This window comes from Actinotignum stranguriae (genome assembly GCF_051265215.1).
Classification (GTDB): Bacteria; Actinomycetota; Actinomycetes; order Actinomycetales; family Actinomycetaceae; genus Actinotignum; species Actinotignum schaalii_C.
The window spans coordinates 1-24,677 of record NZ_JBOZCJ010000010.1; the positions used below are offsets into that span (position 1 = coordinate 1).

At 59.1% G+C, this 24,677-nt stretch carries 17 protein-coding genes and 1 tRNA gene; 17 read left to right on the forward strand and 1 reads right to left on the reverse strand.

The features are described 5' to 3' along the window. Positions 1-212: 212 nt before the first annotated feature. The 9 genes from ACRQEG_RS04795 to ACRQEG_RS04835 all read left to right on the forward strand — a co-directional run bounded on the left by ACRQEG_RS04795 (position 213) and on the right by ACRQEG_RS04835 (position 12,328). A tRNA-Leu gene (locus ACRQEG_RS04795) sits at positions 213-294 on the forward strand. A 190-nt stretch (positions 295-484) separates the two neighbouring features. Continuing rightward, a complete protein-coding gene (locus ACRQEG_RS04800; protein WP_414429720.1) occupies positions 485-1,123 on the forward strand; it encodes an ANTAR domain-containing response regulator in 639 nt (212 codons plus the stop codon). Between the two features lie 101 nt (positions 1,124-1,224). Further along, on the forward strand, positions 1,225-3,903 hold the full coding sequence (polA, locus tag ACRQEG_RS04805; RefSeq protein ID WP_320757174.1) for a DNA polymerase I: 2,679 nt from the start codon (positions 1,225-1,227) through the stop codon (positions 3,901-3,903). 158 nt (positions 3,904-4,061) lie between these two features. Continuing rightward, entirely contained in the window at positions 4,062-5,546 is a 1,485-nt protein-coding gene (rpsA, locus tag ACRQEG_RS04810; protein WP_320757173.1) for a 30S ribosomal protein S1, read from the forward strand. Between the two features lie 104 nt (positions 5,547-5,650). After that, entirely contained in the window at positions 5,651-6,328 is a 678-nt protein-coding gene (gene coaE, locus ACRQEG_RS04815; protein ID WP_435730980.1) for a dephospho-CoA kinase, read from the forward strand. Positions 6,329-6,500: 172 nt separating this feature from the next. Next, entirely contained in the window at positions 6,501-7,847 is a 1,347-nt protein-coding gene (locus ACRQEG_RS04820) for a gluconate:H+ symporter (RefSeq protein WP_016442747.1), read from the forward strand. 74 nt (positions 7,848-7,921) lie between these two features. Continuing rightward, positions 7,922-8,797 (forward strand): aldose epimerase family protein, encoded by an 876-nt coding sequence (locus ACRQEG_RS04825; protein ID WP_320757171.1) that lies wholly within the window; start codon positions 7,922-7,924, stop codon positions 8,795-8,797. Positions 8,798-8,953: 156 nt separating this feature from the next. Next, complete coding sequence (uvrB, locus tag ACRQEG_RS04830; RefSeq protein ID WP_320757170.1) at positions 8,954-11,032, forward strand: excinuclease ABC subunit UvrB; 2,079 nt, start codon at positions 8,954-8,956, stop codon at positions 11,030-11,032. Positions 11,033-11,278: 246 nt separating this feature from the next. Then, complete coding sequence (locus tag ACRQEG_RS04835) at positions 11,279-12,328, forward strand: TerC/Alx family metal homeostasis membrane protein (RefSeq protein ID WP_016442750.1); 1,050 nt, start codon at positions 11,279-11,281, stop codon at positions 12,326-12,328. 16 nt (positions 12,329-12,344) lie between these two features. Here ACRQEG_RS04835 and ACRQEG_RS04840 read toward each other — a convergent pair whose 3' ends face one another. After that, entirely contained in the window at positions 12,345-13,367 is a 1,023-nt protein-coding gene (locus ACRQEG_RS04840) for a bile acid:sodium symporter family protein (protein WP_081637313.1), read from the reverse strand. Positions 13,368-13,439: 72 nt separating this feature from the next. Between ACRQEG_RS04840 and uvrA the strand changes: the two genes are divergently transcribed. From uvrA to tpiA, 8 genes are all read left to right on the forward strand, one after another. Continuing rightward, on the forward strand, positions 13,440-16,283 hold the full coding sequence (gene uvrA / locus ACRQEG_RS04845; RefSeq protein WP_320757169.1) for an excinuclease ABC subunit UvrA: 2,844 nt from the start codon (positions 13,440-13,442) through the stop codon (positions 16,281-16,283). A 6-nt stretch (positions 16,284-16,289) separates the two neighbouring features. After that, positions 16,290-18,293 carry an excinuclease ABC subunit UvrC gene (uvrC, locus tag ACRQEG_RS04850; protein WP_320757168.1) on the forward strand — a complete coding sequence of 668 codons (2,004 nt, stop codon included), beginning with the start codon at positions 16,290-16,292 and terminating at the stop codon, positions 18,291-18,293. A 29-nt stretch (positions 18,294-18,322) separates the two neighbouring features. Next, complete coding sequence (rapZ, locus tag ACRQEG_RS04855) at positions 18,323-19,270, forward strand: RNase adapter RapZ (RefSeq protein WP_016442754.1); 948 nt, start codon at positions 18,323-18,325, stop codon at positions 19,268-19,270. Beyond that, a complete protein-coding gene (locus ACRQEG_RS04860) occupies positions 19,270-20,226 on the forward strand; it encodes a gluconeogenesis factor YvcK family protein (protein ID WP_016442755.1) in 957 nt (318 codons plus the stop codon). The genes rapZ and ACRQEG_RS04860 overlap by 1 nt, the downstream gene beginning before the upstream one ends. Before the next feature lie 82 nt (positions 20,227-20,308). Further along, a complete protein-coding gene (gene whiA, locus ACRQEG_RS04865) occupies positions 20,309-21,295 on the forward strand; it encodes a DNA-binding protein WhiA (protein ID WP_284883402.1) in 987 nt (328 codons plus the stop codon). 244 nt (positions 21,296-21,539) lie between these two features. Continuing rightward, positions 21,540-22,547 (forward strand): type I glyceraldehyde-3-phosphate dehydrogenase, encoded by a 1,008-nt coding sequence (gap, locus tag ACRQEG_RS04870; RefSeq protein WP_284890189.1) that lies wholly within the window; start codon positions 21,540-21,542, stop codon positions 22,545-22,547. A gap of 74 nt (positions 22,548-22,621) precedes the next feature. Beyond that, on the forward strand, positions 22,622-23,812 hold the full coding sequence (locus tag ACRQEG_RS04875) for a phosphoglycerate kinase (protein WP_320757167.1): 1,191 nt from the start codon (positions 22,622-22,624) through the stop codon (positions 23,810-23,812). Further along, positions 23,812-24,588 (forward strand): triose-phosphate isomerase, encoded by a 777-nt coding sequence (gene tpiA / locus ACRQEG_RS04880; protein WP_320757166.1) that lies wholly within the window; start codon positions 23,812-23,814, stop codon positions 24,586-24,588. The genes ACRQEG_RS04875 and tpiA overlap by 1 nt, the downstream gene beginning before the upstream one ends. The last annotated feature ends 89 nt before the right edge of the window (positions 24,589-24,677 follow it).

The window sequence follows — 24,677 nt, forward strand, 5'->3', positions numbered from 1 at the left end:
TCGAGCACCTCAATAAGCTTGCTTTCTTGACAGCCGTGGCGTGACGTGTCTGGATGGAAAACTCGTTCGGTCCGGGCACCCGCTCCCATTCCAGCTTTCTGCGTCACCATCATTTGAAATTTGGTGGCGGGTATGGTGAAATATTCTCTGCGTTTGCACAATCACTCGCGGTGATCCTGGAGATCCTGCTGGTGGTGACGGCATATGCACAAGCTCCTGTGGTGGAATTGGTAGACACACTGCACTCAAAATGCAGCGCCGCAAGGCGTGAGGGTTCGAGTCCCTCCGGGAGCACCGCGGCGATAACCTTGAAGTTCGCTGGGAATCTCTGTCCCGTTGTTTGCTCTGCACCGCGTGGTCTGACAGCATGGTAAGGGGCGCGTGAATCCCGTTGCCGGTCATCATTCTCTCAAGGGTCAGAGAACACTTCGGTGTGGATGCAGGTGCAACATCGCACGCAGTAAATTGGTTCAATCTATCCGGCATGCCGGTCGAAGGGGTCATGATGGCCAAGGACACGGCGGCGCAAGCCGCGGAGAACAAAGAAGCCATTCGGGTTCTTGTCGTTGAAGACGAAACTCTCATTCGCCTCGATATTGTTGAAACACTGGAAGATGCCGGGTATGAGGTTGTCGGAGAAGCCGGCGATGGCGAATCCGCTATTGAACTCGCCGGCGAACTCGAACCCGATCTGATTGTCATGGATGTGAAGATGCCGGGTATGGACGGCATTACCGCAGCGGACCGGATTCTAGAAGAACATCGGGTGGCCATCGTTATGCTCACCGCCTACTCTCAGCGTGACCTGGTGGAACGCGCACGGGACGCCGGAGCGATGGCTTACGTGGTCAAGCCGTTCACGCCCGCTGATCTCATTCCCGCGGTCGAAATCGCCGTCTCGCGTAATCAGGAAATCGAAGCGCTCGAAAACGAAGTCTCTACCATGGCCGAGCAATTTGAAACCCGCAAGCGAGTGGATCGGGCTAAGGGCTTGCTGGAATCTCATATGGGCCTGACCGAACCGGAAGCTTTCCGCTGGATTCAAAAGACCTCGATGGATCGGCGGCTGACCATGCGCGAAGTGGCCGATGCTGTGATCGAACAGGTTGGCGGGCGTAGTTAAGCGCATCCAGCCGCGTACGTGCCAGGTCCCACATTCTCACAGTCAGGCGCTCATCGGTTTTCCGGTGGGCGCCTGCTAGCCATCTCGCGTAGGCTAGAGGGGTGAGTGAAAAAAAATTCCTTCTTGTCGACGGCCATTCAATGGCGTTCCGCGCCTTCTACGCCCTGCGGGCAGAGAATTTCCTCACCGATCGCGGGCAGTACACCAATGCTGTTTACGGTTTCCTCTCCACCCTGCTCAAAATCATTGGTGATTACCACCCCGATTACATCGCCGTGGCCTTCGACCTGCCGGGAGGAACATTCCGTACCCGCGTCTATCCGGAATATAAAGGAGGCCGGGCCCCCACACCGGTAGAATTCTCCGGGCAAATCGATGTTATTAAAAACGTCCTGGATACCTGCGGAATAAGTTGGCTTACTTACGAGGACTACGAAGCCGACGATATTATTGCCACCCTTTCCCGTCGTGCGGTAGAAGAGGGAGCGGATGTCTATATTGCCTCCGGCGACAAAGACTCCTATCAGCTCGTTGATGAGCACACCACCGTGCTCTATCCCATGCCGCGTTCGGCAATGCAGGCCCTTGACCCGGCCGGTATCGAAAAGAAAACTGGAGTGCGCCCCGAACGCTATGCCGACCTGGCTGCACTCGTGGGGGAAGGCGCCGATAATATTCCCGGAGTCCCCGGCGTGGGCCCGAAAACCGCGGCGAAATGGCTCGCGAACTACGGTGACCTTGACTCCATCCTCGCCCGCGCCGACGAAATCGGCGGAAAAGTAGGTTCCTCCTTGCGCGAGCACCTGGATCAGGTTCGCCAGAATCGGTCCCTTAATACCCTCGTGCGTGATCTTCCTATCGGAGAGAACCTTGAGGAATTCCGCCCGCGCGGAGTGGACCGGGAAGCGCTGCACGAACTCTTCGATACCCTCGATTTTGATACCTTGCGCGGGCGTGTCCTCACCGAATTACCGGCGCGTGACGGCGCACCTGAATCCGATGCTCCAGCCGGATTCACCCTCGCCGGCCTGGAGATCACCACATCCGGGGTACGCGCATGGCTTGATCAGCATGCCGACGCCCCATTCTTTGGCCTCGAAATCGCCGGGCCGGCCAGTCCGGGTGCGGGGAGTGTGGAGGCACTTGCGATTGGAACGGCAACGGCCGCCTTACTTCTCGATACTCACACCATGAACGACGACGATACTGCCCAGGTGCGTGCCTGGCTGGAATCTGATGCCCCGAAAGTGGTGCACGGCGCCAAAGAAGCCTGGCATCGGGTGCGGGGGCAGGGCGCCGAGTTACGCGGCGTCGTCCGCGATACCGTGCTGTGCGCTTACCTTCTCTACCCCGATCAGCGCAGCTATGACCTCGGCGATCTTGCGCTGCGTCACCTCGGTGTTGATTTGGGGGACGGGGGAGTGCTGCCCGGGTTGGACGGACAGGCTGATCCTTTGGCGCAGCGCGCCGCACTCCTCGGCCCGCTCTCGGATAAGTTGCTCGGGGAATTGAAGGCCCGCGGTGAGGATGGTGCCTTGCTCGACCTCGAAATGGACGTGTCCCGCACCCTCGCGCGCATGGAGGACACCGGTATTGCGGTGGATTCTCCCTACCTTGAAAAACTGCGAAAAGATTTCGACGGGCGTGTAGAAGCCGCGGCCCGACTCGCTTATGATGCCATCGGCCACGAAGTCAATCTCTCCAGTCCCAAGCAATTACAAGGGGTACTTTTCGAGGAACTCGGCTTGCCCACCACCCGGAAAACCAAATCCGGGTACACCACGAATGCGGAAGCGCTGGCAGATCTGGCGGTGCGCATTGCCGCGCGCGAAGATGATAAGGCGGTAGCCGGGACTCAATTCCTCGGGGCTCTCCTTGAGCACCGTGATGCCATTAAACTGCGGCAATCTGTGGAAGGCCTGCAGCGCAATACCCGGGCGGATGGGAAGATCCACACTACCTACCAGCAGGCGGTGGCGGCTACCGGGCGGCTCTCGTCCACGGATCCGAATCTTCAAAATATTCACGCGCGCACGGCCGAGGGGCTGCAGATCCGCTCTGCCTTTATTCCTTCCGCGGGCTATGCGGCGCTGATGACCGCGGATTACTCTCAGATCGAAATGCGGATCATGGCCTCGCTTTCCGGCGATGAAGCGTTGATCACCGCTTTTAACGAGGGCGAAGACCTGCATTCCTCGGTGGCCTCTCTCGTCTTCGGGATTCCCGAAAGCGAGGTAAGTAGCGAACAGCGCTCCCGTATTAAAGCGATGAGCTACGGCTTGGCTTACGGGCTCTCCGCCTACGGGCTTTCCCGCCAGCTCCGTATTTCCGCCCACGATGCTCAAGAGCTCATGGATACCTATTTCGCACGTTTCGGGAAAGTGCGCGAATATCTCGATTCCCTCGTGGTGAAAGCCCGTGAAGATGGCTATACCCAGACGATGTTGGGGCGGCGGCGCTACCTTCCCGAATTGCGTTCCACGAACCGACAGTTGCGCGAGGCATCTGAACGTATGGCTCTCAATGCTCCGATCCAGGGTAGTGCGGCCGATATCATCAAGATCGCCATGGTGGCCGTGGTAGAGGCGCTGCAGGAAGCAGGTTTGCGCAGTCGGGTACTGCTCCAGGTTCATGACGAACTGGTGCTGGAAGTGGCGCCCGGCGAGCACGAGGCGACCGAGGATATCGTGCGCCGAGAAATGGCCGGGGCAGCGCAGCTGCGGGTGCCACTTTCGGTCGGGGTGGGGTACGGCCCGAATTGGCGGGAGGCAGCCCACTAGAACGAGGCGCTCACACCACGTCGATTCTGGCCCGGATGCCTTGCACTAGCCAAGCTTTTCCGCGTAGTATGGAGAACTGGTGTGAGCACCCGCCGCACTGGCCGATGTCTGTCGGTCCCAAGCAAATATTCACAATAGTGTCCGGAAGTTATCAGTTAATGACTAATACCACCCCCGAGTCTTCGACTCTCCCCGAGATTGCCGTCAACGATATCGGCTCCGAGGAAGAACTTATTGCCGCCGTCGATAAGACGATCAAGTACTTTAACGATGGTGACCTCGTCGAAGGAACCGTTGTCAAGGTCGACCATGACGAAGTGTTGCTCGACATTGGCTACAAAACCGAGGGTGTTATTCCCTCCAAGGAACTTTCGATCAAGCACGATGTCAACCCCGATGATGTCGTCGAAATTGGCGACCAGGTAGAGGCCCTTGTCCTCCAGAAGGAAGACAAGGAAGGCCGTCTCCTCCTTTCGAAGAAGCGCGCGCAGTACGAACGTGCCTGGGCTGAAATCGAGAAGGTCAAGGAAGCTGATGGCGTCGTTACCGGCACTGTCATCGAAGTCGTCAAGGGCGGTCTGATTGTTGATATCGGACTGCGCGGCTTCCTGCCTGCTTCGCTCGTTGAAATGCGCCGCGTGCGCGATCTGCAGCCCTACATCGGCCGTGAGCTTGAAGCGAAGATCATCGAACTTGATAAGAATCGCAATAATGTGGTTCTTTCCCGCCGCGCCTGGCTGGAAGCGTCCCAGTCCCAGGCTCGTGGAGAATTCCTGCACCAGCTTCAGAAGGGCCAGGTGCGCGAAGGCTTCGTGTCCTCCATCGTCAATTTTGGTGCCTTTGTGGACCTCGGCGGTGTGGACGGCCTCGTCCACGTTTCCGAGCTGTCCTGGAAGCACATCGACCACCCGTCCGAGGTTGTCGAAGTGGGTCAGCCTGTCACCGTGGAAGTTCTCGATGTTGACATGGATCGCGAGCGTGTCTCGCTCTCCCTCAAGGCCACCCAGGAAGATCCCTGGCAGTCCTTCGCCCGCACCCACGCGATCGGCCAGATCGTTCCGGGTCGCGTAACCAAGCTCGTTCCCTTCGGTGCCTTCGTGCGCGTGGAGGATGGCATCGAAGGTCTCGTCCACATCTCCGAACTGGCTTCCCGTCATATCGACACCCCGGAAGAGGTTGTCAAGGTGGGCGACGATGTTTTCGTCAAGGTCATCGATATCGATCTGGACCGCCGCCGTATTTCGCTCTCCCTCAAGCAGGCGAACGAAGGCGTGGATCCGAACTCCCAGGACTTCGATCCCTCGCTCTACGGCATGGCCGCTGATTACGACGAAAACGGCAATTACAAGTACCCCGAAGGCTTCGATCCCGAATCGAATGAATGGCTCGAGGGTTACGAAGCTCAGCGCGAGGCATGGGAGAACGAATACGCCCAGGCTCAGGCCCGTTGGGAAGCGCACAAGGCGCAGGTCGCTGCCGCGCTTGAAGCCGATGCTGCTGCGGGCGCCCAGGCTGCTGCCGCTGCCGAACCGGCCGCAGAAATTCCGGCCAGCTACAGCTCCACGTCCGAACCGAGCGGCTCGCTTGACTCGGATGCCGATGAAGCGCTCGCCGCTCTGCGTGAGAAGCTGACCAACAATTAAGGCATAGGCTACCGCGGGTAGCATCTAGTACCGCCGCCGGCGCGTCTCCTCGGGGAGCGCCGGCGGCGTTTTCTTTCCGCGGGACGCATTGTTAAGCTGGGACGGTGAAAACACTACGAGTCGGCGGAGCCAGCGCACAGCAGCTGCGCACCTTCTCCTACCCCAGCGGGCGCGCCCTGCGAGTGGCCGTCTCCGGTGGAATCGGTGCCGGAAAATCCACGGTTACTCGTGTTCTGCGTGAGCGCGGCGCGCTTATTGCCGATGCGGACGCCCTCGCCCGGGAGGTCACCGCCCCGGGTAGCCCGGTCCTCGCGCAGCTCGCCACCGTTTTCGGTTCGGGCATTTTAAACGACGACGGCGCACTTAACCGCACGGCCCTTGCCACACATATCTTCTCCAATCCGGCCGCCCGCCACCGGCTTGAGGCTCTCACCCATCCCGCTATTATCGCGCGGGCCCGGGAGATCCTCGCCGGTGCGCACCCGGACCAGCTGGCTGTCTATGATGTGCCCCTCCTGGTAGAAACCCGCGCCGATCGTGAGGTCGATTGCGTGATAATCGTCTCCGCCCCGGAAGAAAAGCGCCTTGAGCACCTACGCGGCCGGGGCATGAGCGAAGCGGATGCGCGGGCCCGCATGCGCACTCAGGTTGATGATGAGGTCCGTCGGGGCCTGGCTCATATCTGGATTCAGAATGCAGGAAGCCGCCCAGAGCTGGAGAGTCTCGTTGCCACATGCGCGGATAGCTGGCTGGTGGCGCCGCGGGCGCCAGCGTCGTCGTAGAAAAATCAAGATAAACGCAAGTAAAAAGGTGATCCGTACCGTGTTTACTCTCAGCGTAAGGGGGAGTACCATTTACAAATAGTGAAATGACCGTTTCGCTATATGGTACGTCTCGTCGCCACGAAGCAACGATGCGCGGCGATGGGGCCTAAAATTTGAGAGGTTAAAAGCTATGCCAATTGTTTGGCTGCTCGTGGGCATTGCGTTGATGCTCGTGCTCAACATCGTATTCAAGGTGAATTCGATGCTCGCGCTGTTGCTCGCCGCCGTGGTGGTGGCACTGTGCAATGGCATGGGCCCGATGGAAACTCTCAAGACCGTCACCACCGGTTTTGGTTCTACGCTGGGTTCGCTCGCCATTATCGTTGTTTTCGGTGCAGTTATCGGCCGCCTCATGGTGGATTCCGGTGCGTCTCACGTGCTGGCATCGGGGCTCATTCGCCGCTTCGGACTGCGCTTCGTGCGTATCGCTGTTATTATTATCGGTCTTATTTTCGGCCTGGCGATGTTCTACGAAGTCGCCTTCCTAATGATTGCTCCGCTCGTTATTTCTATCGCTCAGGAAGCAAAGGTGCCGTGGCTGCGCCTAGCCATTCCGGCTGTGTGCGCTACCACGGTCGCTCACTCGATCTTCCCGCCGCAGCCCGGTCCGGTTGCGCTCATTGACCAGTATCACGCGGATGCCGGCATGGTGTACCTCCTTGGTATTCCCATGGCGATTCTCTGGGTGATCGTGGGTGGCGTGCTGCTGCCCAAGGTGCTTGGTAACCTCGAGCGCCCGGTGCCGAAGTTCATGTCCGGTGATAAGGACGATAAGGAAGCCGCGGTCAATCCGCCGTCGTTCTTCATCTCCCTCATCGTGCCGCTCAGCCCGGCCATCATCATGATCTCGGTGACCATCGCCAATATTTGGGTAGATAAAGAATCCACGCTGGGCCAGTGGCTCAACTTCTTCGGTTCCTCCCCGGTGGCCATGTCCGTGGCGCTGGTGCTCGCCATGCTGCTCTTCGGTATTCAGCGCGGGCACAAGGGCGAATGGGTCATGGACAAGTTCAATAAGGCCGTGTCGATTATCGCCGGCGTTGTCATGATTATCGGTGCCGGTGGCGCCTTCAAGCAGGTTGTGATTGACTCCGGCATCGGCGATTACATCGGCGGCTTCATGAGTGCGGGCGCGGTATCGCCCTACATCATGGCCTGGTTCATCACCGTTCTTATCCGCCTGGCTACCGGTCAGGGCGTGGTCTCCGCGATGACCGCCGCCTCCATTATTGGTGCGGCTGTTATGGATCCGACCACCGGTGTGATGCAGGCGGGCGTGGATCCCACGCTGCTCGTGCTTGCCACCGCCGCGGGCTCCAACTTCATGACGCATATTAATGACGCGTCCTTCTGGCTCTTCAAGGAATACTTCGATCTGTCCATCAAGGACACTCTCAAGACGTGGGGCGGCCTGCTCGCCTCCGGTTCGCTGGTTTCACTGGCGTACGTAATGTGCCTCTCGCCGTTCTTCGGCTAGAGCATGAGTAGGAGGGTGCGGGCGGCCGGTATGGTCGCCCGCATCGCACACATAAAGAAAATCAAGGAGTACACATGACGCAGAGCATTCCCTTTGCCGAGCAAGCTATCGCCGGCGTCAGCCTCGTCACCCGTGGGGACCTGAGCGCGCTAGAGATTAACACCGATACCGTATCCGGTACCGTATTCCCCTACGGCGCCCACGTTGCCTCCTGGAAACCGGCTGGCTTCGAGGACGTCCTCTACATGAGCGACCTATCTGGCCTCACGCAGGGCACTCCTATCCGGGGAGGTATCCCGGTGGTAGCCCCGTGGTTCGGGCCTTCGGATAACGGCCTGCACGGCTGGGCCCGCATCCAGGACTGGGCCCTCGAATCTGTCAGCGGCGATTCGGCCGCGGTGGAAGCAACTTTCACCCTCGCGGGCAGCGCACTGGGTGGCGACCTGGCTGATTCCCTCGCCCTCAGCTACACCGTGCACCTGGGCAGTGATTTCTGGGTGCGGCTGAAGGCCACCAATACCGGCACCGAAACGATCGGCCCGGAGTTAGCCCTCCACGCCTACTGGGCTGTGGATGCGCAGGATCTGCGTATCAAGGGTATCGAGGAAGGCGGCATCAATCGCCTTGCGGATAATGCCCAACTCCCCGCCGGCCCCTTCGAGGCTCTCGAAGGCCAAACCGTTGATCGTTTCTACCCCTTCGCGGGCGATATCGTGCTCGTGGACGCGGGCGGACACCGTAAGATCACTCTGAGCTCGGAAGAATCCGATAAATCGGTGGTGTGGAACCCAGGTACGAAGGGCTCGGCCGCGAATGCGGATATGCCCGATGATGCCTGGAAGCATTTTGTGTGCGTGGAAGCAACTCGGGTGCGCGAAGGGGCCCCGCAGCTGGCGCCGGGGGAGAGCGCCACGCTCACCCTGCACGCCACCGTGGAGCACCTTGACTAGTTTTTAGTTCAAGGCCGGTTCTCGCCACGTTCGAACGGCGTGGGATAACGACGGCGCCCAGCGGCCGGATAGAAACTCGACCATAACCTCGGGTCTCTATCCGGCCGCTGGCGTATTTCGTACCGCGCGCCGGGTGAGGCTAGTAAGCTCGCCACTATGGCTCTTGATTCTGAGATTGTGCGCAGCGATAAGCCTTTTGAAGTTATCTCCGAGTACCGTCCCTCGGGAGATCAGCCCGCCGCGATTGCCGAACTCACCCGTCGTATTAACGACGGTGAAAAGGATGTGGTGTTGCTGGGAGCCACCGGTACCGGAAAATCGGCCACCACCGCCTGGCTCATCGAACAGGTACAGCGCCCCACCCTTATTATGGAGCCGAATAAAACGCTGGCCGCGCAAATGGCAGCGGAATTCCGCGAACTTATGCCGAATAATGCGGTGGAATACTTCGTTTCCTATTACGATTACTACCAGCCGGAAGCCTATGTTCCTCAAACCGATACCTTTATCGAAAAAGATTCCTCCATTAACGATGAGGTAGAACGACTGCGCCACTCGGCCACCAATTCGCTCCTCACCCGGCGGGATACCGTGGTAGTGGCCTCGGTTTCTTGCATTTACGGCCTGGGTACCCCGCAGGAATATGTTGATCGTATGGTGCAACTGCACGTGGGCCAGCAACTGGATCGTGATGAGCTGCTACGCACCTTCGTCTCCATGCAGTACACCCGTAATGATATTGCTTTTACTCGCGGCACTTTCCGGGTGCGGGGCGATACTGTGGAAATTATTCCCGTGTACGAGGAATTGGCTATCCGCATTGAATTCTTCGGCGATGAAATTGACGGGATATCCCTACTGCACCCGCTCACCGGGGATGTTCTCCAACGCACCGATACCGCCCACGTGTTCCCGGCTTCCCATTACGTGGCCGGACCCGAGCGGATGGAACGCGCTATCCGTTCCATTGAGGAAGAACTGGCCGAACGCCTGGAATACCTGCGTGCGCACAATAAGCTCCTCGAGGCACAGCGCCTGGAAATGCGCACCAGCTACGACATCGAGATGATGCGCAATATTGGAACAACCTCCGGGATTGAGAACTATTCGCGGCATATTGACGGGCGCGGGCCGGGTACCGCACCCAATACGCTTCTTGATTACTTCCCCGATGATTTCCTTCTTATCCTTGATGAATCCCATGTGACTGTTCCCCAAATCGGGGCCATGTACGAAGGGGATATGTCCCGCAAGCGCACGCTCGTCGAGTATGGTTTCCGATTACCTTCCGCCATGGATAACCGTCCCCTCAAATGGGAGGAATTTCTTGATCGTATCGGCCAAACTGTGTACCTATCCGCGACACCTGGTAAATATGAACTCGAGCAAGCGGACGGCGTCGTCGAACAAATTATTCGACCCACCGGTTTGGTGGATCCTCTCATTAAAGTCAAACCCACCGAAGGTCAGATCGATGATCTCCTCGAGGAAGTACGGGTACGGGCCGAACGTGATGAGCGGGTACTTATCACCACGCTAACGAAGAAAATGGCTGAAGATCTCACCGCCTACCTGGCTGACCGCGGGGTGCGGGTGGAGTATCTGCATTCGGATGTGGATACCTTGCGCCGAGTGGAGCTGCTACGGGAATTGCGGCTCGGGAAATTCGATGTGCTTGTGGGTATTAACCTGCTGCGCGAGGGCCTGGATCTTCCGGAAGTTTCCCTCGTGGCCATCCTCGATGCGGATAAGCAGGGCTTTTTGCGTTCTACCACCTCGCTCATCCAAACTATTGGGCGAGCGGCCCGTAACGTTTCCGGGGAAGTGCATATGTACGGCGATAGCATTACCCCGAATATGCAGCAGGCTATTGATGAAACGAATCGGCGCCGGGAAAAGCAGCTCGCCTATAACCGGGAACACGGTATCGATCCGCAACCACTGCGCAAACGCATTGCGGACGTGACCGATATGCTCGCCCGGGAAGACGTGGATACTGAGCAGCTGCTCGCCGGCGGGTATCGTCAAGAACCCGCGCATGCTCGGGCGCGGGCTTCGGAAGCTGAAATTGCCCGGGCGCAGGGTGGCAAAGAGTTGCGCGAACTCATTACCGAGCTCACCGCACAGATGCACGCGGCCGCCGAACAGCTCCAATTTGAGCTCGCGGCGCGCTATCGCGATGAGATCAAAGATTTAAAAAGCGAGCTGTGGCACTCTCAGCAGGCCCAAAAGTAAAATGCCCGCACGGGAAACGCGCGCCCGCACGGGCACGCACTTCCGCCCGGCACCCAAACCGCATAGGAAACGCGGCTCGGTGGTGCTCCCCATCGTGTAAAGTGTGCACTCGTGGAGGGGAGTATTCCCGTCAACCGCCGATTCGTCAGCACGAGACCCACCCGGGTCGTCCGGATCGGAGACCTGCCGCGGCCGCGCGCCCGGTCGGTGGGAAGAGACCTCCGGTCATTCCATCCGGAGGTATATATGCTTTCATACGCCACGGGTGTGCTGCCGTTGACGAGCACGCCCGATCAGATGTCGGTCCATATGGCCGAGTGGATCCTGCTGTTCGTTGTTGTTATCGGTATTTTCGCTTTCGATCTGCTCTCCCACGTGCGCAAACCGCACGAGCCCAGCATGAAAGAATCGGCAGGTTTCCTGCTTTTCTACATTTTCCTCGCCGTCTGCCTGGGCGGATACCTGTGGTGGCGCCACGGGGATACCTTCGGATTGCAATTCTTCAGCGTCTGGGGCGTGGAGTATTCCCTCTCTGTCGATAATATCTTCGTCTTCATTATTATTATGGGTTCCTTCGCGGTGCCCCGTGCCCTCCAGCAAAAAGTGCTGTTCTGGGGTATTGTTATCGCACTGTGCCTGCGGTTCCTCTTTATTTTGCTGGGTAAAGTCATTGTGGAATCCCTGGCCTGGTCCTTCTTCCTCTTCGGCGCTTTCCTGCTGTGGACCGCGTTCTCGCAGGTCAAAGAGGGTCTCTCGAATAGCGAACCGACAGGTGAGGAAGCCGATAATTTCTTCGTGCGCCTGGCGCGCCGCACCCTCCCGGTAGCCGAGGATTACCACGGCGACCACTACATCGTGAAGCGGGGCGGCAAGCGCTACATCACCCCGTTACTGCTGTGCATTATCGCCATCGGCGGGATTGACCTCATGTTCGCCCTCGATTCCATCCCGGCCTCCTTCGGTTTCACCACCGAGCCCTTCATTATTTTCGCGGCAAACGCCTTCGCCCTCATGGGCCTGCGTCAGATGTTCTTCCTGGTGGATGGGCTGTTGGAGCGCCTTGTGTACCTGCACTTTGGCCTGGCAGCTATCCTCGCTTTTATCGGTTTCAAACTCATTTTCGAGGCGCTGCACCATTACGATATCGCCGCGGGATTCTTCGAGTTCACACCGCTGAGCTCGCTGCTCGTGATCGTTGTCATTATCGTGGTGACGGTGGTGGCCTCCCTGCTTCGCTCGCGTTCCCTTGCACGCAAGAAGAAGAACGACGACGATGCAGCTGGCGGTGCTAACTAGGGCGGCGCGTGCCGGGCTAATTGCTGTGGCGCCGGGCTAGGCGGCGCGCCAGAATTGCGCACACAAAAATTTGTAGCTGGTGGAAAATAACCACCGGAACGGACAACGGGGCGACCGTGGCCGGGGCGAATAGTGCCTTAGCCATCGGGAGCCCCGTTGCCAATGATTTCTTCGATCCGCACATGAGTACCACAATGCGGTCCTCTACACGCATCCGAGCCAGGCCCCCCAGCCACCAGGTAATGGATAGCATTGCAGCCAGCAACACACAGCACAGGGCGAGCAGTCCGAGGATTGTCCAGACCGTTACCCCGGCCCAGGCCCCTTCCGCGGTGGCATTGAGGACGGATGAGAGCACGATGAGGATAATCGAGGTGTTATCAACGGTGCGTACCAGGCGCGGGTGCGCGCGGAACCACGTGCCGACCCAGGGCTGAAGGCACTGCCCAATAACAAAGGGGAGGAGCAGCTTGAGGAGCACCGAATTAATAGATCCGGCCGAAGCCCCCTCTACGTGCAGGAAAAGCAGGACGAGTAGCGGGGTGAGGAAAATTCCCGCGATATTGGATACCGTGGCGGACGTGACGGCAGCGGCAACATTCCCGCGGGCGATGGAGACCATGGTCACCGAGGACTGGATGGTAGAAGGCAGGAGTGCCAGGTAGAGGAAACCGAGGGCAAAAGCTGGACCCACAACCGGTGCAACGAGGTGGCCCAGGGCGAAACCGAGGAGTGGGAAAATCAGGTAGGTGCATAGAAACACCAGGCCTTGCAGGCGGATATTGCGCAGCCCGGCCAGTACGTCCCGGGTGCGTAGCCGCATCCCGTAGACCAGGAATACGCAGGCAACCGCGAGGTCCGATACGGTTCCCAAGTGTGCCCGCAGGGCGCTGGGCGCCGGAATCAGCAGTCCCGCGATCATCGCCAGGATAATTCCTGCTACTAGGGGATCGGGGCGGTAGCGGAGGAGGCGAGCGCCCCGATGGGCTCTCTTATCCTCTCGGCCATTCCCGCAGCTTCGTGCTCGCTTAATTGCCATGGAAACCAGCCTAGCGTGAACATTGCACCATTCGGTTATCGAACCTGTGTTCAACCGTGTAAGCTTGGCCGGGTGAGTGATGTTATCCATGTTCAGGGCGCACGGGAAAATAACCTCCGTAATATCACGGTGGATATTCCCCGCGATCAACTCGTTGTGTTTACCGGGCTCTCGGGCTCCGGTAAATCTTCCCTGGCTTTTGACACCATTTTTGCCGAGGGGCAGCGCCGCTATGTGGAGTCGCTGAGCTCCTATGCTCGCATGTTCCTCGGTCAGATGGATAAACCGGATGTGGATCTCATTGAGGGGCTTTCCCCGGCGGTGTCCATCGATCAGAAATCCACCAACCGTAACCCGCGCTCCACGGTGGGCACGGTCACGGAAGTCTACGACTACCTGCGTTTGCTCTACGCGCGTGCCGGGGTGCAGTACTGCCCGGAATGCGGGGCGAAAATCACCGCCCAAAGCGCCCAGCAAATCGTGGATACGCTCCTTACCTACCCGGAAGGAACCCGTTTCCAGGTCCTTGCCCCGGTTGTGCGTGACCGCAAGGGCGAATATGTGGATGTTTTCACGGATCTCGCCCAGGCCGGTTACACTCGCGCCCGGGTGGATAGCGAAGATATCCGCTTGGATAACCCGCCCAGTCTCGATAAGAAGCTGCGCCATAATATCGACGTCGTTGTTGATCGGCTTGTGGTGCGCGAGGGTATCACCAGTCGCCTCACCGATTCGGTGGAGCAGGCTCTCGGGCTCTCCGCCGGGCTCATGGTGGTGGAATTCGTGGACGCGGTGGAAGGTGAAGAACGCTCCCGGCGTTTTTCCGAACATCGGTCCTGCCCAAACGGGCACGCCCTCGCCCTGGAAGAAATCGAACCGCGGACTTTTTCTTTTAACGCTCCTTACGGGGCCTGCCCGGCTTGTGATGGTCTGGGCTCCACCTTGGAAGTGGATCCGGATCTGGTAGTGCCGCATCCGGAAAAAACTCTGCGGGAGGGCGCGATCACTCCGTGGACCGGCCACCAGGACTTCTTTACCCGCCAGATGGAAGCCCTGGGGGAGGAACTCGGCTTCGATGTGGATACTCCCTGGCAGGATCTGCCTAAGAAGGCGCGAAAGGCCCTGCTGGAAGGTAATAATTACAAGGTCACTGTCAAGTACCGTAACCGTTGGGGGCGGGAAAAAACCTATGCGACCGGCTTTGAAGGAGTACTCGGCTACGTTAAACGCAAGCACGGGGAAACCGAATCCAGCTGGTCGAAGGAACGCTACGAAGGCTATATGAGGGAGATCGCCTGCTCGGCCTGCCACGGCGCGCGTCTCAAGCCGGATGTGCTGGCCGTGCGCATCGGAAACCTCAATATTTTCGAGTTGTGCTCCCTCTCCATCGACGATGCTAAAGCCTTCCTCGACTCCGTGGAACTCGATGCGCGCCAGGCCCGTATCGCCGCGCAGGTGCTGCGCGAAATCCAGGCTCGGATGGGCTTCCTCGTGGATGTGGGGCTGTCCTATCTCACCCTTGCGCGCGGGGCCTCCACTCTTTCGGGGGGCGAAGCCCAGCGGATTCGCCTGGCCACCCAGATCGGTTCCGGGCTTGTGGGTGTGCTCTACGTGCTGGACGAACCTTCCATCGGCCTGCACCAGCGCGATAATGAAAAACTCATCGGTACTCTTGTCAAACTCCGTGATCTGGGGAATACCCTGATCGTTGTCGAACACGATGAAGAAACAATTCGCACCGCCGATTACGTTATCGATATTGGGCCGGGTGCGGGGGAATTCGGTGGGCATGTGGTCTACGCGGGGGATGTTGCGGGCTTAAGTGACTGCGAAGAATCCGTGACCGGTGCTTACCTTTCCGGAAAACGTAGTATTACGACGCCGCAGCAACGCCGCGCTAGTGATCCGGATCGGAAGATCACGGTGCGGGGTGCACGGGAAAATAATCTCAAAAACGTGGAGGTGGCGTTCCCCCTCTCTACCTTGATAGCGGTGACCGGGGTTTCCGGTTCCGGGAAATCTACCCTCGTCAATCAGATTCTGTATCGTTCCTTGGCTAATCAGCTTAACGGTGCTCATACCGTACCCGGGCGGCATCGTGAAGTTACCGGGGCCGCGAACCTGGATAAGGTTGTACACGTGGACCAGTCTCCGATTGGGCGCACCCCGCGCTCAAATCCGGCCACTTACACCGGGGTTTGGGATAAAGTTCGTCAGCTTTTCGCCCAAACCCAGGAGGCGAAGGTGCGCGGTTACGGTCCGGGTCGTTTCTCCTTTAACGTCAAAGGTGGTCGCTGCGAAGCCTGCAAGGGCGATGGCACCGTGAAAATTGAGATGAACTTCCTTCCCGATGTGTATGTGCCCTGCGAAGTCTGCCACGGAACCCGCTACAACCGGGAAACCCTAGAGGTGAAGTACCGCGGGAAGAATGTTTCCGAAGTTCTCAATATGACCATTCACGAGGCTGCGGAATTCTTTGATCCCATCACGAATATCACCCGATATCTCACCACCCTGGAACGGGTGGGCCTGGGTTACGTACGCTTGGGGCAATCGGCTACCACGCTCTCCGGTGGGGAAGCGCAGCGCGTGAAGCTTGCTTCGGAACTGCACCGGCGCTCCAGCGGACGCACGGTCTATATTCTGGATGAGCCCACCACGGGCCTGCATTTTGAGGATATTCGCAAGCTTCTTCTAGTGCTGCAATCCCTCGTGGATAAAGGTAATACGGTGATTGTTATCGAGCACAATCTCGATGTTATTAAATGCGCGGATTGGGTTATCGACATGGGTCCGGAAGGGGGCGCCGGTGGTGGCACCGTCGTCGCCACCGGCACCCCGGAACAGATCGCCGCGGTTCCCGAATCCTATACCGGGCAATTCCTTCGCCCGCTCCTGGAGGAGACGAGGAGGTGACGGACCGTGGCTGATCCACGCAGCTACCGCCCGGCGCCGTCGTCGATTCCCGCCGACCCGGGCGTCTACCGTTTCGTGGACGGTGAGGGGCGCATTCTTTACGTTGGGAAAGCGAAGAATCTGCGCAACCGGCTCCAGAACTATTTCCAGCCGCCTGAACGCCTCATTCCGCGCATCCGCACCATGGTGTATACCGCCACGAATGTGGTGTGGGTGGTGGTGGGGAGTGAAATTGAGGCGCTCACTCTGGAATACTCCTGGATTAAGGAATTCGAACCGCCCTTCAACGTGATGTTTCGGGATAATAAGTCCTATCCCTACCTGGCGGTGTCCCTGGGGGAGGAGTTCCCGCGGGCATATATCACCCGGGAAAAGCATCGCAAAGGCACCCTGTACTTCGGGCCGTATACCAAGGTGTGGGCGATCCGGAAAGTGCTGGACGCCCTGCTACCGGTGTTCACCATGCGCTCGTGTTCCGACGCGGAATTTCGGCGGGCGCAGCGCACCGGGAAACCCTGTTTCAATACTCATATCGGGCTGTGTAATGGGGCCTGCGCCGGGATGGTGAGCGCGGCGGAGAATCGCGCCGTCGCCGAAGAATTCGTAAAATTCATGGAATCGGATGGTAGCGATTTTATTCGTGCCCGCACCGCGGAGATGAAAAAGGCAGCCGCCGTGGAAGATTTCGAACGTGCCGCGAAACTACGCGATGAAATCACCGCAATGACAACCGCAACTGAACGCAATGTAGTGGTCTTCGATTCTAATCTCAATGCCGATATTATCGGTCTCGAATCCGATGAAATTGATGCCTCAGTCCAGATTTTTTATGTGCGCGGGGGCAGAATCCGCGGGCAGCGCGGCTGGGTAACAGAAACCGAAGGTACCGAACCAGCCGATATTATCAACGCGCTACTCCTCCATATCTACGGCAATCCTGAATACGACTCCTACCGCGGGGTAGGCACCCAGGGAGATCGAACCGTGCGGGCCGGCACCTCTGTTGATGACCGGGACCACGTACCGCCCGGGGCTATCCCGGGGGAAATCTGGGTGCCGGTCTTCCCCTCGGACCGCGCGGGGCTGGAGCGCTGGCTTGCTGAACGCCGCGGCGGGCCGGTTCACCTCAAGCGCCCCCAGCGCGGGCCGAAAGCCCAGCTGGCGGATACCGTGCACGCGAATGCGAAACAGGCTTTTGACCGCAATAAGCTGGCGCGCGCAGCCGATATTACGGTGCGTTCCCAAGCCCTGGAAGAGCTGCGCATCGGGCTGGATTTGGATCGCGCTCCGCTGCGCATCGAAGGCTACGATATTTCCCATACCCAGGGTCGCCAGCAGGTTGGCTCCATGGTGGTATTCGAGGACGGCCTTAAGAAAACCTCCGATTATCGGCATTTCATCGTGCGCGGGCCGGAGGGCCAGGGGGCCCGGGATGATACCGCCGCGATGGACGAAGTGTTACGCCGGCGATTACACCGTTTGAACGACGCTGCCGCGCACGCCGCCGATGCCGGGGGAGTGGAAGATGAGGGTACGGCTAGTGCCGTTACTGCCGCGGCCGCGCCGCGTCGTTTCGCCTACCGCCCCGACCTCCTCGTGGTGGACGGCGGGCTGCCGCAGGTCAATGCCGCCCAGCGGGTGGTCGAGGAACTCGGTGCCGATGTGCGAGTAGTGGGCCTGGCTAAACGTCTGGAAGAAGTGTGGATTCCGGGGGAAGAATTCCCGATTATTTTCCCGCGCACCTCGCCGGCGCTGCGCCTCCTCCAGCAACTACGCGATGAATCGCATCGCTTCGCCATTACTTTCCACCGCAAGAAACGGGGTCAGGCGATGACCCGCTCCGCGCTTGATGCCATTCCGGGGCTGGGGCCGGCTAAGCAGAAGAAACTACTGAGCGCTCTTGGCTCGGTCAAACGGATTCGGGAAGCCAGCATTGAGGAACTCACCGAAGTTCCGGGTATTGGCCCGGTGCTGGCGGCAGCGATTCAAGAAGCACTGCGGGAGAAGTAGCTCGCGAATCTTTGTGGCATGATGGAGATATGAGTGACACCCGTGACATTAACGATACGTCCCGTATCCCCGCTGTTCTTCCGGCGGCCGATTGTACAGCTGAGCTTCCGCCGGCCGACGTTCCGGAAATCATTATTGTCACGGGAATGTCCGGGGCGGGCAGATCCCGAGCGGCTGCCACCCTCGAAGATCTGGGTTGGTACGTGGTGGATAATCTCCCGCCGCGCTTGCTCAGCGCCCTGGCCGGGCTGCTCTCCGGTAATGGAAAGGTGACCCGCATGGCAGCGGTGGTGGACGTGCGCTCCCGGGAATTCTTCGCTGAGCTCCTGGAAGTTCTTGCCGATCTCACCGCAAGCGGCATTAACTATCGCATTATTTTCCTCGATGCCGATGATGCTTCCCTGGTGCGGCGCTATGAAAGCGTGCGCCGGCCCCACCCGCTCCAGGGCCACGGGCGGCTTTTTGATGGCATCACCGCGGAGCGTAAACTCCTGGCGGATCTGCGTAGCCGCGCAGATTCTGTTATTGATACCTCGCGGCTGTCCGTCCACGATCTTTCTCGCAAAATCCGCCGCCTTGTGGGTGAAACCTCCGGAACAGAAGCCACCCGCGTCACGGTGATGTCTTTCGGTTTCAAATACGGCCTGCCCCTGGATGCTGATAACGTGGCCGATGTGCGCTTCCTGCCGAATCCCTACTGGATTACCGAGTTGCGCCACCTGAGCGGTCACGATAAACCGGTGGCGAATTTCGTGCTGGAACAGGACGGCGCAGAGGCTTTCGTGCAGGAGTACTCCCATCTTATCCACACAATCCTGGCCGGATACGCCCGCGAACTCAAGCCCTTCACCACTATCGCGATTGGCTGCACCGGTGGAAAACACCGTTCGGTGGCTATCGCGGAAGCGGTATCCGAAGCTCTACGCGCCGCCGGGCACTCGGTACGTACAATTCATCGTGATTTGGGGCGTGAATAATGGGTGGGCGCGGTAGTCGCGGCCCGCGTGTCGTCGCCCTCGGGGGCGGTCACGGCTTGTACGCGTCACTTTCGGCCTTGCGGCTCATCACCCAAAATATCACCGCCGTGGTTACTGTTGCGGACGACGGCGGCTCCTCGGGGCGCTTGCGCAATGAATTTAACGTGATTCCACCCGGAGATTTACGTATGGCCCTTTCGGCGCTGTGTGACGACGGCGAATGGGGCCAAACCTGGCGCGATGTTCTCCAATACCGTTTCTCTTCCGAGGGGCCGCTTAACGGCCACGCCATGGGTAACCTCCTCATTGTTTCTATGTGGGAGCAATTGGGGAGTACAGTTTCCGGCCTCGACTGGGTGGGTCAGCTTTTGCGCATTGACGGCCGCGTGCTACCTATGTCTCCTATTCCCCTGGAGATTGAGGCGCGGGTGATTGACGAGGAAGACGGCCCCCAGCTCTACCGCGGGCAGGTGGCGGTAGCAACAGCCCGTGGAAGGGTGGAACACGTCAGCCTTATTCCAGAGAATCCTCCCGCCCAGCCCGAAGCGGTTGCCGCTATTGACGAGGCCGATTGGATCGTTTTCGGACCGGGATCCTGGTATACCTCTGTCATTCCCCATCTCATGGTTCCTGATTTGCACACGGCCCTCGTGCGTTCCCCGGCTCGGCGGGTACTTGCCCTCAATCTCCGTAACGAGCGTGAAACATGGGGAATGAGCGCCGCTGATCATATTCGTTCTTTTGCTCGCCATGCTCCGGATCTGCGTATTGACGTGGTGGTGGCCGATCCGCGCAGCGTGGATGACATCGGCGAAGTCGCAGCGGAAGCTGAAGGCATCGGGGCCACGCTTATGCTGCGACAGGTTAGAATGGGCGATAATCGCGCACGTCACGATGCGTTGCGTTTGGCTGCTGCCTATCGGGATGCCTTCGAAGGCGTCATGGGAGATTCCTAAATCGGGAACTCGCGCACGGAAGAATCCACAACTGGGATATTTCCTGCTGAGCAGCGGTCCCACCATAGGAGGAAGGGGAGTCGTGTCCGCGTTAACACGTACGGTGAAAGATGAGCTAGCCACCGTTACGCCGGCCTCGCTTTCCGCCGCTCTGGCTGAACTCACCGCGATGTTCCGGTACGGCGGGGGATTGGCCGTGCGTTCGCGCACCCTCGAACTCGTGGCTGAGCTGGGCCACCGAGCAACCGCGCAACGCCTGTGGGAATTGGTGCGCCAGCTTTTCTCCGTGGAACCGGAACTTCTCTCGGTTTCCTCGCAGATGCGCCAGGGGCAACGTTTCCTGGTTCGTTCTTCGGAAAACACCGAACGCATTGCGGTGAAACTCGGCCTCCTGGACGCGCACGGGCGGCCGGTGCGGGGGCTACCTCCCTCGGTGGTTGGTGGATCAAAAGCCGATGCGGGAGCAGCCTGGCGCGGAGCTTTTCTCGCGCGAGGTACCCTCATGGAGCCCGGGCGCAATGCTTCCCTTGAGATTATTTGCCCGCGCCTGGAGGCGGCCTATGCTCTGGGTGGGCTGGCACGCCGCCTTGATATCCCCTACCGGGTACGTGAATCGCGCGGCGCCCACCGTATCGATATCCGCGGGGGAGAAGCTATCTCCGATATGCTCACCCGGATGGGCGCCAATGATGCCGTGCTGCGTTGGGAGGAATTACGCGTGGAACGGGAAGTACACGGCACGGTTAATCGTCTTGCTAATTTCGACGACGCAAATATGCGCCGCAGTGCCGATGCCGCTGTCATCGCGGTGATTCGGGTCAAGCGAGCTTTCGAAATTCTCGGCACGGATGTTCCGGAGAATTTGCGGGCAGCCGGCGAAGCCCGCATCGCCCACCCGGAAGATTCCCTCAACCTGCTCGGGGAGCAGCTCACGCCGCGCGCCACCAAAGATGCCGTGGCCGGCCGGTTGCGTCGCTTGAATTCTATGGCTGATAAGCGGGCCAAAGAGCTGGGCATTCCGGATACCATGGCCGCGGTGCGTGCAGCAGGGCACAGCGCAATGTCCTAACGCGCGTAGCGCGTTCGCCGTCGTCGAAAAAACTAACAATCAAAAATGGGACTAAGGGCGTGTTATGCCGCCGTCGAGTTTCGCTCTGTGCCAAAGTTCGCAAGGTGCTTCCCGCTGGCATTAGCCCAAGCCGAACGTGACCGGTAGAATAGCTAATGGTTCCGAGAGAAGTTCTCGGACGGACTTCTCAAAGACAAGAAGTCGAGTTGGAAACGCGCTAGCTGGCGCGTGAGGAGGATAAAGAGTGACTGTACGCGTTGCTATTAACGGCTTCGGCCGTATTGGTCGTGCCGCTGTCCGCGCAGCCCTCGCCGAGGGTGCGGATTTCGAGATCGTCGCGGTCAATGACCTGACCGATATCAAGACTCTCGCCCACCTGCTGAAGTATGACACCGCCGGCGGCCGCCTCCCCGTGGAGATTGAAGCAACCGAAGATGGATTCGTGCTCGACGGCAAGAAGATCAAGGTTCTTGCTGAAAAGGATCCGGCCAACCTCCCGTGGAAGGAACTCGAGGTTGACATTGTTCTCGAGTGCACCGGCCGCTTCCGTACCGGTGAAGCTTGCCAGGCTCATATCGAAGCCGGCGCCAAGAAGGTTCTTATTTCCGCCCCGGCGAAGGGCGAAGATGCCACCTTCGTTATCGGCGTGAACTCCGATCAGTACGATCCGGCCAAGCACAATATCATTTCCAACGCTTCCTGCACCACGAACTGCCTCGCCCCGGTGGCGAAGGTTCTCGTGGACAAGTTCGGTATCAAGAAGGGTCTGATGACCACGATCCACGCTTACACCGCGGATCAGAACCTGCAGGACGGCCCGCACAAGGATCTGCGTCGCGCCCGCGCGGCCGCGCAGAACATGGTCCCCACCACCACCGGTGCGGCCAAGGCCGTTGCTCTGGTTCTTCCCGAGCTCAAGGGCAAGCTTGATGGTTACGCCGTACGCGTTCCCACCATCACCGGCTCCCTCACGGACCTCACCTTCGAAGCTGAGAAGTCCGATGTCACCGTGGAAGAAATCAATGCCGCGATGAAGGAAGCCTCCGAAGGCGCTCTCAAGGGAACCCTCGCTTACACCGAGGATCCCATCGTCTCCTCGGACATCATCGGTGATCATCACCAGTCCATCTTCGATGCCGGCCTCACCAAGGTGATGGACGGCCAGGTCAAGATCGGCGCTTGGTACGACAACGAATACGGCTACGCTGCTTCCCTCGTGAAGCTTGCCAACCTCGTTGCGAGCAAGCTCTAAGATCAAGCGATGAGCTGATGTGAAGCCCGTGCGTGCGCTAGCGCGCACGGGCTTCCCTACGCGAAAGGAAAAATATGAGGACTATTGAATCGCTCGGTGACCTCACCGGCAAGAAGGTTTTTGTTCGTTCTGATTTCAACGTTCCGCTGGATGGGGATCGCATTACCGACGACGGCCGTATCCGCGCCGCGCTGCCCACCATCAAGCGTCTTCTCGATGCCAAGGCGAAGGTCATCGTTACCGCGCACCTGGGCCGGCCCAAGGGCGAACCGAAGCCGGAATTCTCCCTGGCTCCCGTTGCTAAGCGCCTCGGTGAACTCCTCGGCCGTGATGTTCCCCTCGCGGAAGATACCGTGGGTCCGGATGCTAAGGCTAAGATTGATGCCCTGAACGACGGCGATATTGTGCTGCTCCAGAACGTGCGCTACGACAAGCGTGAAGATTCCAAGGTCGATGCTGACCGTGAGGCTCTCGCAAAGGAATACGCTGCACTGGCCGATGTCTTCGTGTCCGACGGTTTCGGCGTTGTCCACCGCAAGCAGGCCTCGGTTTACGATATTGCAAAGCTGCTGCCTTCGGCTGCCGGCGAACTCGTTGCCAAGGAAATTAATTCGCTGTCCAAGGCCACCGCAAATCCGGAGCGTCCCTACACTGTGGTGCTCGGTGGCTCCAAGGTCTCCGATAAGATCGGCGTGATTGAGAACCTTCTGGATAAGGCAGATGTTCTCCTCATCGGTGGCGGTATGGCCTTTACCTTCCTGCGCGCCAAGGGCTATGAGATCGGCTCCTCGCTGTGCGAAGATGACCAGATCGACAAGGCCCGCGAGTACCTTGAAACCGCGTCCAATAAGGGCGTGGAGCTGCTCCTTCCGGTTGACGTTGTCGTCGCCGATAAGTTTGATAAGGATGCAGAATCCGAAATCGTTTCCGCTTCCGATATGCCCGCCAATGGCATGGGCCTGGACATCGGGCCGGAAACCGTATCTGAGTACGCGGAGAAGATCGCTTCCTCGAAGACGATCGTTTGGAATGGCCCCATGGGTGTCTTCGAGTTCCCGGCCTTTGCTGAGGGCACGAAGGGCGTTGCCCAGGCCATGCAGGATGCCGAAGGCTTCACCATCGTTGGTGGCGGTGACTCCGCGGCTGCCGTGCGCATCCTCGGTTTCGACGAAGAGAAGTTCAACCATATTTCCACCGGCGGTGGCGCTTCCCTCGAATTCCTCGAGGGTAAGACCCTGCCCGGTATCGCTGTTCTGGAGGATTAATGGCACGCACCCCCCTGATGGCGGGTAACTGGAAGATGAATATGGATCATCTTGAGGCTACCCACCTTGTGCAAAAAGTCGCGTGGACCCTGGATGATGCAGGTTTCACCTACGGTGATGTAGACGTGGCGGTTTTCGCCCCCTACACCGATCTGCGGTCTATCCAGACCCTGTGCGAATCGGATGAGCTGCGCATTGCCTACGGTGCTCAGGATGTGTCCGTGCATGACGAAGGCGCCTACACCGGCGAAATCTCCACCCCGATGCTTTCCAAGCTCGGGTGCAGCTACGTCATCGTGGGTCATTCGGAGCGGCGCGCCTACCACGGCGAAAGCAATGAACTCATCGGCCAGAAGGCACAGAAGGTTCTTGGCGCTGGCATGACGCCCATCGTCTGCTGCGGTGAGGCACTTGAGGTGCGTAAGGAAGGCCGGCACGTCGAGTACGTCGTCTCTCAGATTGATGAACTCTTCGCTGGTTTCCAGGCAGCAGATGTGGCCAAACTCGTTATTGCCTACGAACCCATCTGGGCTATTGGCACCGGTGAAGTGGCCACCCCGGAAGACGCCCAGGAAGTCTGCGGTGCCATCCGGGCTCGCATCGAGGAAACCTTCGGTGCGGAGGCAGCTGCCGCGGTTCGCATCCAGTACGGCGGATCGGTCAAGGCGGCTAACGTCCAGGAGATTATGGCCCAGCCTGATGTTGACGGTGCCCTCGTGGGTGGCGCCAGCCTCAAGGCGGAGGAATTCGCGAAGATCGTGATGTTCCGCGGCTAAAAAGGATAGCGGCTAGGAACGATCACCGAGGTGTACCGGCCTGGCCCTCGCGTGCGGGGTGGGATTCTTCCCACCCCGCACGTTTTATT